Source organism: Streptomyces sp. URMC 129 (genome assembly GCF_051386415.1).
Taxonomy (GTDB): Bacteria; Actinomycetota; Actinomycetes; order Streptomycetales; family Streptomycetaceae; genus Streptomyces.
Map to the genome: position 1 here is coordinate 1 of NZ_JBPQTQ010000146.1, position 13,586 is coordinate 13,586.

The 13,586-nt window shown below is 72.0% G+C and carries 10 protein-coding genes and 3 pseudogenes; 8 read left to right on the forward strand and 5 right to left on the reverse strand.

The features are described from left to right. The first annotated feature begins 169 nt into the window (after positions 1-169). The 6 genes and pseudogenes from ACSNOC_RS24085 (at position 170) to ACSNOC_RS24110 (ending at position 6,213) form a co-directional block, all read left to right on the forward strand. Positions 170-532: an effector-associated constant component EACC1 gene (locus ACSNOC_RS24085; RefSeq protein ID WP_436749660.1), complete on the forward strand. Its 363-nt coding sequence runs from the start codon at positions 170-172 to the stop codon at positions 530-532. Then, positions 529-1,836: a caspase, EACC1-associated type gene (locus ACSNOC_RS24090; protein WP_436749661.1), complete on the forward strand. Its 1,308-nt coding sequence runs from the start codon at positions 529-531 to the stop codon at positions 1,834-1,836. Before ACSNOC_RS24085 ends, ACSNOC_RS24090 begins: the two co-directional genes overlap by 4 nt. Positions 1,837-1,855: 19 nt before the next feature. After that, positions 1,856-3,010, forward strand: a pseudogene (locus tag ACSNOC_RS24095) (Clp protease N-terminal domain-containing protein); the annotation flags it as partial. A gap of 363 nt (positions 3,011-3,373) precedes the next feature. Then, a pseudogene (locus ACSNOC_RS24100) lies at positions 3,374-3,874 on the forward strand (hypothetical protein); the annotation flags it as partial. A gap of 225 nt (positions 3,875-4,099) precedes the next feature. Further along, positions 4,100-5,458 carry an alkaline phosphatase PhoX gene (locus ACSNOC_RS24105; protein ID WP_436749662.1) on the forward strand — a complete coding sequence of 453 codons (1,359 nt, stop codon included), beginning with the start codon at positions 4,100-4,102 and terminating at the stop codon, positions 5,456-5,458. 38 nt (positions 5,459-5,496) lie between these two features. Continuing rightward, the gene (locus ACSNOC_RS24110; RefSeq protein ID WP_436749663.1) at positions 5,497-6,213 is read left to right on the forward strand and encodes a 4'-phosphopantetheinyl transferase family protein; all 717 of its coding nucleotides are present in this window, start codon (positions 5,497-5,499) and stop codon (positions 6,211-6,213) included. A gap of 98 nt (positions 6,214-6,311) precedes the next feature. Here the strand turns inward: ACSNOC_RS24110 and ACSNOC_RS24115 are convergent, their stop codons facing one another. From ACSNOC_RS24115 to ACSNOC_RS24135, 5 genes are all read right to left on the reverse strand, one after another. Next, positions 6,312-7,244, reverse strand: a complete 933-nt coding sequence (locus ACSNOC_RS24115) for an SDR family NAD(P)-dependent oxidoreductase (RefSeq protein WP_436749664.1) — start codon at positions 7,242-7,244, stop codon at positions 6,312-6,314. A 30-nt stretch (positions 7,245-7,274) separates the two neighbouring features. Beyond that, positions 7,275-8,321, reverse strand: coding sequence for an SDR family oxidoreductase (locus ACSNOC_RS24120; RefSeq protein WP_436749665.1), 1,047 nt, complete (start codon positions 8,319-8,321; stop codon positions 7,275-7,277). After that, positions 8,318-9,592, reverse strand: coding sequence for an NAD(P)/FAD-dependent oxidoreductase (locus ACSNOC_RS24125; protein WP_436749666.1), 1,275 nt, complete (start codon positions 9,590-9,592; stop codon positions 8,318-8,320). Before ACSNOC_RS24125 ends, ACSNOC_RS24120 begins: the two co-directional genes overlap by 4 nt. An 82-nt stretch (positions 9,593-9,674) precedes the next feature. Beyond that, positions 9,675-10,541, reverse strand: coding sequence for a class I SAM-dependent methyltransferase (locus ACSNOC_RS24130; RefSeq protein WP_436749667.1), 867 nt, complete (start codon positions 10,539-10,541; stop codon positions 9,675-9,677). Then, entirely contained in the window at positions 10,538-10,789 is a 252-nt protein-coding gene (locus ACSNOC_RS24135) for an acyl carrier protein (protein WP_436749668.1), read from the reverse strand. Before ACSNOC_RS24135 ends, ACSNOC_RS24130 begins: the two co-directional genes overlap by 4 nt. Before the next feature lie 499 nt (positions 10,790-11,288). Here ACSNOC_RS24135 and ACSNOC_RS24140 point away from each other — a divergent pair, with 499 nt between their 5' ends. Then, entirely contained in the window at positions 11,289-12,140 is an 852-nt protein-coding gene (locus ACSNOC_RS24140; protein WP_436749669.1) for an alpha/beta fold hydrolase, read from the forward strand. A gap of 166 nt (positions 12,141-12,306) precedes the next feature. Next, positions 12,307-13,586: pseudogene (locus ACSNOC_RS24145) on the forward strand (beta-ketoacyl synthase N-terminal-like domain-containing protein); the annotation flags it as partial.

Below are 13,586 nucleotides of genomic sequence, written 5' to 3' on the forward strand. Positions count from 1 at the left end.
CCGGGTGGCCACCGCCCTCTGCGCGCTCGGCACTCCGTTCGCCCTGCTGGCCCCGACCCCGGACCGGACCGCAGCCGACGCCGCCGCCGATGTAGCCCCGCCGCGTGGCCCGCAGTCCTAGACTTGGCGCCCAATCACCGTTTGGGCGTGGGGCCTTGGGGGGCTGGGCATGGCTGCCGGTATCGAACTCTCCGTTCTCGGCGACGAGTCCGTCGCGGACACCGAATCGCTCGCCGCGTGGCTGCGCGGCGAGCGCGCGCTGGCGGGCCGGGTGCGCTTCCGCCCGCGCGAGCCGCGCGCCGGGGAGATGGGCGCGCTCGGCGACATCGTGGTCTCGGCGCTGGGCGCGGACGGTGTCCTCACCGCGCTCGCGGGCGCGCTCGGCGGCTGGCTGGCCCTGCCCCGGCGGCGCGATGTCCGGATCAAGATCCAGCGGGCGGACGGCAGTTCGGTCGAGATCGACGCCAAGCACCTGAAGCGCGACGAGGTGGAGGCCCTTCTCCGCAAGGCCGCCGCCGAGGACACCGCGTGAGACTTCCCGACCCCAACCGTTCGCGTGTCGTCCTCATCGGCGCCGGGCACTACGCCGACGCGCGGCTTCCCGACCTCCCGGCCGTGGACCGGACGATCGACGACCTCGCCGCGCAGTTCACCGACGAGTACCGGGGCATCGTTCCGGAGAGCCACTGCACCGTCCTGCTCAACAACGGCGATCTCCGCTCGATAGGCCAGCGGCTGCGCACCGCCGTCAACGAGGCCGACGATCTGCTCCTCGTGTACTACGCGGGTCACGGCCTGATCAGCGGCCCGCGCCACGATCTCTATCTGGCCCTCCCGGACAGTGAATGGGAGGCACCGGACTTCAACTCCCTGGAGTACGACAAGCTGCGGCGCGCGGTGCTCGACAGCCCGGCCACGGCCAAACTCATCATCCTGGACTGCTGTTTCGCCGGCCGCGTCGTCACCGACACGATGGCCGGGCCGGAGGAGCGGATCAGCCGGCTGGAGGTGGCGGGCACCTACGTCCTGACCTCCGCACACCGCGACCAGGTCGCGCTGGCCCTGCCCGGCGAGGAACACACCGCGTTCTCCGGGCGATTGCTGCGGATGCTGCACGAGGGCGTCGTCGGCGGCCCCGAGTTGCTGACGGTGGACGATCTCTACCAGCGGCTGAAGACCACCATGGCCGCCGAGGGCCTGCCCGAACCGCTCAACCGGGCCACGGAGACCGCCAGCCGCATCGCCCTCGGTGTGAACCACGCCTTCGCCGCGATGGCCGGGCCGGAGCTGCGGCAGCGGCACATCGCCGCCGTGGAGCAGGGCAAGAACGGCGACTGGCGCGCGGCCTCGGAGGAGTTGCGGAAGATCCTGGACGAACAGACCCGCATCATGGGCGCCGAGCACGAGGACACGCTCCGCACCCGCCAGTCCTACGCCCACGCCCTCGGCGGCGCGGGCGATCCGGTGGAGGCGGCCCAGAGCCTGCGCCACCTGCTCACCCTGCACCTGCGGTTGCTCGGCCCGGAGCACGAGGACACTCTGCGGACCCGGCAGTTCCTGGCGGTGAACCTCGGGGAGGCCGGGTACCGCGCGGAGGCGATCGGCATGCTCCGCATCCTGCTGGCCGACCGGGGCCGCCTGCTGGGCGGCGACCACGAGCACACGCTGCGGACCCGGCATCTGCTGGCCCGCAACCTGACGTTCGCGGGTGAGACGGACGAAGCGCTGGCGCTGCTGCGGCAGTTGGTCGAGGATCGAAGACGGGTCCTGGGCGCCGACCACCCGCACACGCGCCGCGCGGAACGAGACCTGGGGGCTCTGGGCGGCGGCAACTGACGCGAGGGGGAAGCGGACGATGTTCGAGAGGTTCACCGACCGGGCACGGCGGGTCGTCGTCCTGGCGCAGGAAGAAGCCAAGACACTCCACCACAACTACATCGGCACCGAGCACCTCCTGCTCGGCCTCCTCACCGTGGGCGAGGGCGTCGCCGTGGGCGCCCTGGAGAGTGCCGGTGTCTCGCTGGAGGCGCTGCGCCGGCAGGTCGAGGAGATCATCGGCCGGGGCATCGTCACCCCGGACGGGCACATCCCCTTCACGCCCCGGGCGAAGAAGGTGCTGGAACTGGCCCTCCGCGAAGCACTCCGGATCGGCCACAACTACATCGGCACCGAGCACCTCCTGCTCGGCCTGATCCGCGAGGGCCAGGGCGTCGCCGGACAGGTCCTGGCCGAGCACGGCGTGACGCTCGCTTCGATGCGGCAGCAGGTCGTCGAGGTGCTCGCCGGCGCCGGGTTCGGGGGCGGCGCTCCTCCGGCGGCGATGTCCTCGCTGACCGAGAGATTCACCGACCGCGCGCGGCGGGTCGTGACCCTGAGCGAGGAGAGCGCCCGTTCCCTCCGCCACCACCGCGTCGGCACCGAGCACCTCCTGCTCGGCCTGATCGGCGAGGGTGAGGGCGTCGCCGCGAAGACGCTGGAGAGCCTCGGGATCTCGCTGGAGGGCACACGTCAGGCGATCGAGGCCACCGCCCGCCCGGGCGAGCAGGCTACGGAGGGGCGGCTCCCGTTCAGCCCCGGGGCCAGGAAGGTGCTGGAACGCGCCACGCGAGAGGCCCTCCAGCTCGGCCACGCCTACGTCGGCACCGAGCATCTCCTGCTCGCCGTGGTGCGCGAGGGGGAGGGCGCCTGCCAGGCGCTGGCGGCGCTGGGCGCGGATTCCTCCCGGGTGCGGCAGCAGACCCTGGCCATGCTCGGCCTCCCGCTGGACGCCGCCCCGGCCCCGGCCCCGTCGGGTGCGGTCACGGACTCCCGGCAACCTCCCCCGGTCCTCGACCGGTTCGGCCAGGACCTCACCCAGGCCGCCCGCGACGCGCGGCTCGACCCGGTCGTCGGGCGGGAGCCGGAGATCCAGCGGATCCTTGCCGTCCTGGCACGGCGGCTCCGGAACGTTCCGCTGCTCATCGGGGAGCAGGGCGTCGGAAAGTCCAGCATCGTCAGGGGACTTGCCCGGGACATCGCCGCCGGCCGGGTGCCGGACGCGTTCCGCGACCGTACGGTCCGCACCGTGGACTTCGGGCCGCTGCTCGCGAACCCGCAGCAGCGGGGCCGCTTCGGTGAGTTCGTCGACACGCTGCTGGACGAGAGCCGGTCCCGGCCGGGGCTGGTCCTCTTCCTCGACAACGCGCTCGCCGTCCTCGACGCCCCGCAGGGCGCCACAAACGCCCTGACGGTGGTGAGCCCGCTGCTGGGCCTGGCGGACGTGTCCGTGATCGCCGCCGCCACCCCCGCGCAGTACGAGCACCGCAGGCTCGATCCGGGCCTGGACCGGCTGATCGAACCGGTGGTCGTGGGGGAGCCGTCCGACGAGGAGCTGACCGGGATCCTGGACGCCGTACGCTCCCGCTTCGCGGACCCGCGACGGCTCGTCTTCCACGACGACGCTCTCCGCGCGGTCGTCTCCCTGGCCCGCGCCCACCTTCCCGACCGGCCGCTGCCGGGGGCCGCCATCGACCTGCTGGACGAGGCCGCCGCGCAGTTACGCGTCCGCATGCCCGGGCCGCGCGCCGCGCTGGAGGCGCTCGACGAGCGGATAGCAGTCGTCCGCGAGGCGTTCTACGCGTTCGTCGACCGCCAGGACTTCGACGAGGCCCACGCGGCCGAGCAGGAGGAGAGGCGGCTGCTGGCCGACCGGGCGCGCGCCGAGCAGGAGCTGGCGGAGAACCCTCCGCCGCCCCTGGTGATCGGTGCCGCCGAGGTGGCCGAGGCGCTGAAGCATCTCTCCGGGATCCGGTCCGGCTCCCCCGCCGCGTCCGCGACCGCCGCCGCCCCGGCCGTTCCCGCCGAGCACGATCCGTCCGTCTGGGCCATGAGTTGAGCCCCGCGCCCCCGCCGGGTGTGATCCCGGTCTCCTCCGCCGCCTTCGTGTCACCTCCGGGTGCCGCCGGTCCGTCCTGGCCGCCCGGACGCACCATGCCGGCCGGGGCCAACCGCCGGAGGAAAGGCATTCGTCCAGATGTCACGTGCTGTTGGGAAGCGGACGCGGCCGGGGCTCCTAGGGTGGCAGCGCTTTCTGCCACACCCTCGCTCCAGGAGGACTGCCATGACCGACGTTTCCGCCGACAGACCCACCGGCCCCGGCTTCCAGCGGCGCGCCCTGCTGCGCGGCGCGACCGTGGCCGCCGCCGCCAGCGTGTCGTTCCAGGCGCTCAGCACGCGGACCGCCGCCGCCGCGCCGGCCAGGCCCGCGCCCGGCGTGGGGTACGGACCGCTGCGCCCGGTCAAGGACCAGGCGACCGGGCTCGAACTGCTGGCGCTGCCCCGTGGGTTCGAGTACATCTCCTACGGCTGGACGAACGACGTCATGGACGACGGGGTGCCCACCCCCGGCTCGCACGACGGCATGGCCGCCTTCCGCTACGGCGACAAGGTGCACCTGGTCCGCAACCACGAGCGCGGCGCCGGTGCCGCCTTCACCGCCCCGGCCTACAACCCGGCGGCCGGGGGCGGGACCTCGACGCTGGTCTTCGACCCGGACGCCGGACAGTGGCTGGAGTCCTACGGCAGCCTCGGCGGCACCATCCGCAACTGCGCGGGCGGGCCGACGCCGTGGAACACCTGGCTCACCTGCGAGGAGACCTTCGGCACCACGGCCGGGATGCGCCACGGCTACGTCTTCGAGGTCGCCTCCGAGGGCAAGGGCAACCCCGTTCCCTACACCGCCATGGGCCGCTTCAACCACGAGGCCGTCGCCGTCGATCCGGCGACCGGGTACGTGTACGAGACCGAGGACCGGGGCGACGCCGCGCTCTACCGCTTCATCCCCGCGGTGCCCGGCGACCTGGCCAAGGGCGGGCGGCTGGAGGCGATGCGCATCGGCGCCGCCTCCTACGACACGCGCCGGGACGGCGAGAAGTCGTACGGCACCGTCTCCTGGGTGCCCGTCGAGGACGTCGACCCGGCGGCCGACACCGTGCGTTACCAGGCCCAGGCGGCGGGCGGCGCGGTCTTCGGGCGGCTGGAGGGCGCCTGGTACGGCAACGACCGGATCTACGTGATCAGCACCGACGGCGGCCCGGCCGGTCAGGGCCAGGTCTTCGAACTCAACCCGGCGACCGACGAGTTCCGCGTGCTGTACGCCTCCCCCGGCGCGGACGTCCTCAACGCCCCGGACAACATCTGCGTCAGCCCGCGCGGCGGCCTGGTGCTGTGCGAGGACGGCGGCGGCACGGAGTACGTGCACGGGCTGAGCCTGGACGGCGAGATCTTCCCCTTCGCGGCCAACATCGTGGACCTGCGGTCCGGCACGGCGGGCAAGAACGTCACGCCGTCCGACTACACCGGCTCCGAGTGGGCCGGTTCGGTGTTCGAGCCGAGGAACGGCGACTGGCTGTTCGTCAACATCCAGTCCCCCGGCATCACGTTCGCCATCACCGGCCCCTGGCGCCAGGGCGCCCTGTGACGCTCTGTGAGCGTTTTCCCCGCTGCTAGGCTCGCCGGATGCTCCAGGTGGGGGTGTGGGTCCTGACGATTCCCGGTGCGGGGGCGGACGTCGACGCGTCCGTCCTCGACCGGGCGGAGTCGGCGCGGGCCGCCTCGTTCCGGGATCCGGCCGACCGATGGCGTTACGTCGTCGCGCACGTCGGGCTGCGGCAGTTGCTCGCGGCCCGGCTCGGCGTGCGGGCGGCGGACGTGGAGTTCGCGCGGCGGCCGTGCCCGGTGCCGGGGTGCGGCGGGCCGCACGGGCGGCCGGTGGTGGCCGGGCAACCGCGGCTGGAATTCTCGCTGTCGCACGCCGGTGGCCTCGCGTACTACGCCGTCGCGGGCGCCGACGTCGGGGTCGACGTGGAGGCGGCGGCCGTGGCCGGGCCCGGAGTGGCGCGCCGGCTCGGCGGCATGCTGCACCCCCGGGAGCGCGCCGCGCTGGCCGCGCTGCCGGACGCTGTGCGCGACGAGGCGTTCCTCGGGTGCTGGGTACGCAAGGAGGCGTTCCTGAAGGGCCTCGGCACCGGGCTCGCGGGCGACGTCGGCGCCCACCACGTGGGCCTGCCACGGGAGTTCGCCCCGGCGGTCCCGGGAGCGGACGCCGGTGACGGCCCCGAGGGCTGGGCCGTCACCGACGTGGCGGCACCGGCCGGGTACCGGGCCGCCGTCGCCGTGCGCCGCTCCGGGACGGACGGCGAACCCGCCGTGCGGGTCCGGCCGTTCGCCCTCTAGGGCCTGTCTTTCGGATCGTGGGGGCACCTCCCAGCCGCCGGGCTGGGGGAGCGTCGTGGCCCCGCGAAGACCCGGAAGACAGGCCCCAGCTGTCCCGGTTAGCGGCTCTGCTGCGCCCCGGAGGCGTGGGCGGCGGCCACAACGCGGTTGAGGCGGTCCATCCGGGTGGCCAGCGTCATGCGGCCCTCCAGCCGGAACGCCGGGGGACGCTTGCCGTCCACGTCCTCGAAGTCGTAGTGCACGGCGAGGTCTCCGGTGCTCACGACCTGCCCGTTCCACTCCGCGACCGCCGGGTCCGCCAGCAGCGAGGCGACCGCGCGGCCGACGTACTCCGGGGTGTGCACGACGGCGGCCGGGCCGCTGCCCAGGGCGTCCCAGGCGGCCTCCACGCGCTCGGTGCGCACGAAGCCCGGGTGCAGGGACAGCGCGGTGACCTTGCTCTTGCGCAGGTCGTGGGCGAAGCCCTTGCACATCCGGTCGGAGGCCGTCTTGAAGACGTCGTAGCCGACCTGCCCGAGGTAGATGTCGCCGTCCGAGAAGCTGATGCCGACGATCAACGCCCGCTCCAGCGGCAGCATCAGCGGCGTGAGGTGCCGTGTCACGTCGTACTGGGCGCGCAGCGAGCCCTCGAAGAGCTCGTACCGCCACATGGGCTGCTTCCAGTAGGGCGCGTCGAACGGCACTTCGGCCGAACGCTCGTACCCGCCCCACGCGTTGTTCACCAGCAGGTCGAGCCGTCCGTGGTCGGCCGCGATCCGCTCGTACAGCGCCGCGTTGTCGGCCGGGTCGCGGTGGTCGCAGCGCACCGCGATGCCCTTGCCGCCGCGGGCGGTGACCTCGTCGGCCGTCTCGTCGACCGTGCCGGGCAGCGACTCGGTGCGCTCGCCGCCGCGCGTGCTGCGGCCGGTGACGTAGACCGTCGCGCCGGCCTCACCGAGCGCGAGGGCGATGCCCCGGCCCACGCCGCGGCTGGCGCCCGTGACCACGGCCACCGAGCCGCCGAGACCGGGGGGGTTCCATCCGTCGTTCACGCCAATTCCTTCCATGTTCGAGGCCGTTGCTCAGCTCAGGTGGGCCGCGGCGTAGGCGAGGCTGCGCAGGTATGCCTCGGTGTCGTCCACGTTCGGCACGCCGTAGCGCTCGCGCAGTTCGGGCATCGAGGTGGGCAGCACGCCGCCGCTGCACCAGGTCACTTCGCTGACGTCGCGCAGCACGGCCAGGTAGGAGCGGCTCATCGGCGGCAGCCGTTCCAGTTCCTCCTGGTCGATCCCGTCCGGGTCCACCACGGGCGGGATCCGCAGCGTCCGGCCGCGGGCGGCGGCGTGCCGGGCCAGGACCTGGAGGCAGCCGTCGACGTCCATCGCCTCCTCGCCGTAGGTCACCCAGAAGTCGCCCTTGTCGTCCCCGAGTTCGATGGCGCGCAGCACGGCTCCGGAGAGCAGGTCCTGCGGCACGAAGTCCATCCGGATGCCGGGGTGGGCGGGGATGAACGGGGCCCGGCCGCGGCCGATCCAGTCGGACATGAGCTGCACGATCTGGCCCTGGGAGGTCCAGCCGGTGGTGGAGTCCCCGACCAGGTTGGTGGGCCGGAACACGGTGTGCGGGATGCCGCTGTCCGCGAGCAGGTCCTCGGCCGCCTGCTTGGAACTGATGTAGTTCCGGCAGACGTTGTCGGCGCCCAGTGGCGCGGGCGCGGTGTCCGCGAGCGCGGCGACGAAGGCCGTGCTCATGAAGTGGACGGCGGCTCCGGCCCGTTCGGCGAACTCGATGATCCGGCGTGTGCCGTCGATGTTGATCGGCCGGTACCGCTCGGCGGGCAGGCCCCATTCGGTGAGCCCGGCGGAGTGGATGACGACATCCACCTCGGCCGCCAGTGCCTCCCAGGCGTCGGCGCCGAGCCCGAACCAGTCGGCCGTCATGTCCAACGACACGGTGGGGCCGGGTGCTTCGGGCACGGCGGTGCTGTGCGAGGCGGCCACCAGGCGGAGCGCACCCGGCCCGCCGTCGCCGCCGCCACCCCCCGGGAGCCCCCGTGACTCCCGGAGAATGGAGCGGCCGACGACGCCGGAGGCCCCGGTGAGCAGAACGGTGCGGGGGCGTGTGCTCATGCCCGCGAGTCCTTCCAGTCCATCAGCCGGGTCACCACGCGCGAGCCGATGTAGAGCAGGGGCTCGGGCGGGTAGGCGGCGGGCGGCTTGCGGTCCTCGTTGTCGACGACGAGCAGGCGGGTGTAGTCGCTGTCCTTGCCGAGGACGAGGTCGCGCAGGACCTTGCCACCGAGGTGCGTCATGGCGATGCCGTTGCCGCAGTACCCGTAGCCGTAGTAGATGCCGTTCCCGATGGTGCCGAAGTGGGGGGCGTAGTCGCGCACCACGTCGGCGGTGCCGCCGTACGCGTACGTGAACTCGACGTCCCGCCACATCGGGAAGAACCGCAGGAACTCCCGGTGGATCTCGGCGTACACCTGCTCGCGGTTCATGTTGCGCTGCCGCCGGTCGCGGCCGAAGTAGTACGGGGCCGGGCCGCCGGCGAACATGATCCGGTTGTCGTGGGTGAAACGGGCGCACGTGAGGAGGGACTTGGCCTCGACCAGGCCCTCGCGGCCCGCCCACGGCACGCGGGCGAGCTGTGCGTCGGTGAGCGGTTCGCTCACCATGGCGTAGGTCCAGATGGGCACGACCTTGTTGCGGAACGCCGGGAACGAGTCCATGTGGACGTTGGTCGCCAGGACCACCTTGTCGGCGGTGACGCGCCCGCCGGGCGTGACGACGGTGGAGCGGACGCTCCGTTCGACGTCCAGGCACGGGGTGTTGTCGTAGATGGTGACGCCCTGGTCGCGCAGCACGCGGGCCAGGCCGCGGGTCAGCTTGAACGGGTTCACCAGTGCGCCGCCGACGCGCATGCTCGCCTGCACGGCCGGCGAGCCGACGACGGCCTGGCTCTCGGCGCGCGACAGGATGCCGGGCGCGACGCCGCCGATGCGCTCGGCCAGGGCCCGGTCGTGCTCCAGGCGCCTGACCTGGGCCGGGTCGGTGGCCACCATCAGGTAGTCGTTGGCCTCGTACTCGGCGTCCACCTTGTTGCGCCGGGTGAACCGGCCGATTTCCAGGATGGATCGCCCGACCGCCTGGGTGGCCTCCAGGGCCCGCCGGGTGCCGAATTTCTCGACCAGTGCCTGGATGTCCTTGCCGACCGTGGGGGTGACGAATCCGTCGGCCCGGCCGGAGGCGCCGTAACCGGAGTATTTGGCCTCCACGACGCGGATGTCCAGGGCGGGTTCGGCCTCCTTGAGGAAGAACGCCGTCCACAGGCCGGTGAAGCCGCCGCCGACGATGCAGACGTCGCAGTCGACCGTTTCCCGCAGAGCCGGGCGGGGCACGACAGATTCCGTATCGTGCCAGTACACAACGTGTTTTCGATGGCTCAATTCGTGCCCCTTCGCCTTGCTGTGGGGACTGTCTTCAGACCGCTTCGAGAATCAGCCGGGCCAGGCCCAGGTGACGGTTCCGGAAGTGCCCGACAGTGGCGCCCAGATACCTTTCGTAGTTGGCGACGTTCTGCTCCCCGGCGCACGCGACGGCGCGTTCCCGGTTCGCCACGAGCCGGTCGAGCCATTCCTGGCAGGTGCGGCTGTAGTGGTCCGGGTCGTTGCGCACGGTGACGATGTCGAAGAGCTTTTCGCTGCTTTCGAGAACCTCGGACAGGGCCGGAATCTCCGACTCCGGAAAGATGGTCTCGATGATGAACATCAGGTCGCGCACGGCCTGCTTGTCCATGACGACATTGTTGCCCTTGATGTTCGTCTGGAGGGCGATTCGGCCCCCCTTGGGCAGCCATGACCGGCAGCGGGCGAAGAATTCCCGGTATGCCGCGACCCGCTCGGTCCGGGACAGTCCGGTTCGGGCGAAGTGTTCGAACGCGCCGATCGAGATGATGGCGTCGTACGTCTCGGCCGGCTCGTGGTCGAGCCAGTTCTCGACGCGCACCTCGGTCCGGGGCAGCTCCCTGGCCCGCAGCAGCTCGGCCTGGCTGTCGCTCAGCGTCAGTCCCACCGCGTGCCCGACGCCGTGCTCTCCGACCAGCCGGTTCAGCAGGCTTCCCCAGCCGCAGCCGACGTCCAGCACCCGGCGGGCGCCCGTCGCGCGGGCGCCCTCGATCAGGTAGTCGAGCTTCCGGCGCTGCGCGTCCTCCAGCGTGTCGCCCTCGCCCCACAGCGCGCACGTGTACGTCAGCGAAGTGTCCAGCCACAAGGCGTAGAAATCGTTCGAGACGTCATAGTGATGCCTGATCGATTCGGCCGTGGCGCCCTGGTAGTCGACCGTCGTCACGCGTCGACACTGCCCAGCTTCGTTGCTTCCGCGAGCGCGACGAGATCGCCCACGGTCTTCACCGACGCCGCTCTGCTCGGGTCGAATTGGATGTCCAGATCGTCCTCGATCGTGTAGACGATGTCGGCGATCTGGAGGCTCGACAGGCCGACCTCGTCGAAGGTCGTGTTCTCGTTCAGCGTGAACGAATCGGCCTTGCTGCCGAGCTTCTTGGCGATGAGGCCGCACACTTCTTCAGCGGTGATCACGTCTTTAACCTCTCCTTAAGAGTGCATTAATAAGTCCGCCTTGCCGCCGTAACGGGAAGGAAACCGGGATGGCGGCGGGCCGACTCTTCATCGCTCGTGGTCGGGCTTCTCGTGGCCGGCTGGTCCGGCGCTGCGCCGCGACTTCGCGGCCTGGGAAAAGAGCACTGTGACCCGGGGCAGGGATGGCCACCGGAAGGCACCCTGCGGTTGAACACGCAATCACAAACGCGGGCCAATCCGCGTGTCCCCCGTGGAGTGCCGTGGGCCATCTTGCACGACCCGGCATGCCATCGCCAGTATCTCCGGCCAACTCATGACATGAATTTGTTAGTTCACCGTGAAGGGGATGCGAAGGCCGGTCGCCCGGTGTACTGTCGGCCCCGCAACCGATGGCCACCATCGGTTTATCGCCCTTCTCCAGCCTTCCCGACGACCCACCTTGACCAGGTGTGACCAGGTCGTCTTCGGGGCTGCGATTCAACGACCACGGGGGTCGAAGTTGGCCGAGATGGAGCTGTCCGCCGGCACCATCGAGTACGAGGACACGGGGACCGACGGTCCGGTCGTGGTGCTTCTTCACGGCGTCGCCATGAACGGCTCGCTGTGGCGGCACGTGGTGGCCGACCTGGCCCCCGACTTCCGCTGCGTCGTCCCGACCCTGCCGCTCGGCGGCCACCGCACACCCATGCGCCCGGACGCCGATCTGTCGATTCCCGGAGTCGCCCGTCTCGTCGGGGAGTTCCTCGACCGGCTCGACCTGACCGATGTCACGCTCGTCATGAACGACTGGGGCGGCGCGCAGACGCTGGTCGCCCAGGGCCGTGACCAGCGCGTCGGCCGGCTGGTCATCACATCCTGCGAGGCGTTCGACAACTACCCGCCGGGGCTCCCCGGCAGCAATCTGCACACCGCCGCCCGGCTTCCCGGCGGCCTGGCGGGCGCCTTCGGCCTGCTGAAGCTCGCACCCATGCGGCGGCTGCCGATGACGTGGGGCCGCATGACCAAGCGGCCGGTCCCGCACCACGTGATGGACGACTGGTTCCGCCCGCTGTGGACGTCGAAGGAGATCCGCCGCGACCTGCGGAAGTACGTGCTCAGCGTGCCGCCGAAGGCCGAACTCCTGGCGTGGACCGAGGCGTTGCGCGGCTTCGACCGTCCCGCGCTGGTCGCGTGGGCGGCCGAGGACAAGGTGATGCCCCCCGACCACGGGCGGCGCCTGGCCGAACTGCTGCCGCACGGCGAACTCGTGGAGATCGAGGACAGCTACACGCTGATCCCCGAGGACCAGCCCGGCCGACTCGCCGGGCACATCCGGGAGTTCCTGCGCAAGCCACCGGCCGGAGCGGGCTGACCCGCCCGGCTCGCCCCAACTCGCCTGCTGTCACAGAACGACGAAACCACCGACGCCTCCCGGCGCTGACGGAGCGCACGGGGACCGGACCGGGGGACCACACGTGGAAGGTGACATGGCTGCTGATCGACCGGCTGACCGATCCGGTGACTCCGTCGCGCGGACCGGGCCGTTCGCCGCCCGCCTCGCCGGACTGCCCGACGACGACCGCTATCCGGCGGTGCTCCAGGTCGTGCGCGAGCAGACCGCGGGACTGCTCGGCACCGACCCCGCCACCGTCGACCCGGACCGCGCCTACCGCGACTACGGCTACAACTCCCTGGCCGCCGTGGAGCTGACCGGCCGCCTCGGCAAGGCCGTCGGCCTCAAGCTGCCGCTCACCCTCCTCTTCGACCACCCCACCCCGGCCGACGTGGCCGGTCATCTGCTGTCGCTCCTCGGCTTCGACCGCGTGCCGGTGGCCCCCCAACCGGGCGTGCCCGAGGAGCAGTCGGCCGCCGGGGAGGAGGACGACCCGGTGGCGATCGTGGGCATGGCCTGCCGCTACCCCGGCGGCGTCGGCTCCCCCGCCGACCTGTGGGACGTGGTCGCCCACGGCCGGGACGTGATCGCGGACTTCCCCACCGACCGGGGCTGGGACCTGGACCGGCTGATCGACCCCGACCCGGACCGCCCCGGCACGAGTTACGCGGCGGCGGGCGGATTCCTCGACGGCGCCACCGAGTTCGACGCCGACTTCTTCGGCATCGGCCGCACCGAGGCCCTCGCCATGGACCCCCAGCAGCGGCTCCTCCTCCAGACCGCCTGGGAGACCCTGGAGAACGCGGGCCTCGACCCCGCGACGCTGAAACGATCCGCCACCGGCGTCTACATCGGCAGCAGCGGCCAGGACTACGAGCAGATCGCCAAGTCCGGGCCCGGCGAGCTGGAGGGGTACTGGGGCATTGGCTCGGCCGGGAGCGTGCTCTCCGGCCGCGTGGCCTACGTGTTCGGCTTCGAGGGCCCGGCCCTCACGGTCGACACCGCGTGCTCGTCCTCCCTGGTCGGCGTGCATCTGGCGGCGCAGGCGCTGCGGCGCGGCGAGTGCTCCCTCGCCCTGGCCGGAGGCGTCGCGGTGATGGCGACGCCCAAGGTCTTCACCGAGTTCAGCCGCCAGCGTGCCCTGTCCCCCGACGGCCGCTGCAAGTCGTACGCCGAGGCCGCCGACGGCACCGGCTGGTCCGAGGGCGTCGGCCTGGTGCTGCTGGAACGGCTCGGCGACGCCCGGCGCAACAACCACCGCGTGCTGGGCGTGATCCGGGGCACCGCCGTGAACCAGGACGGCGCGAGCAACGGCCTGACCGCCCCCAACGGCCCCTCCCAGACCCGCGTCATCGCCCAGGCGCTGGCCGACGCCCGCCTCGAACCGCACGATGTCGACGCGGTCGAGGGCCACGGCACCGGCAC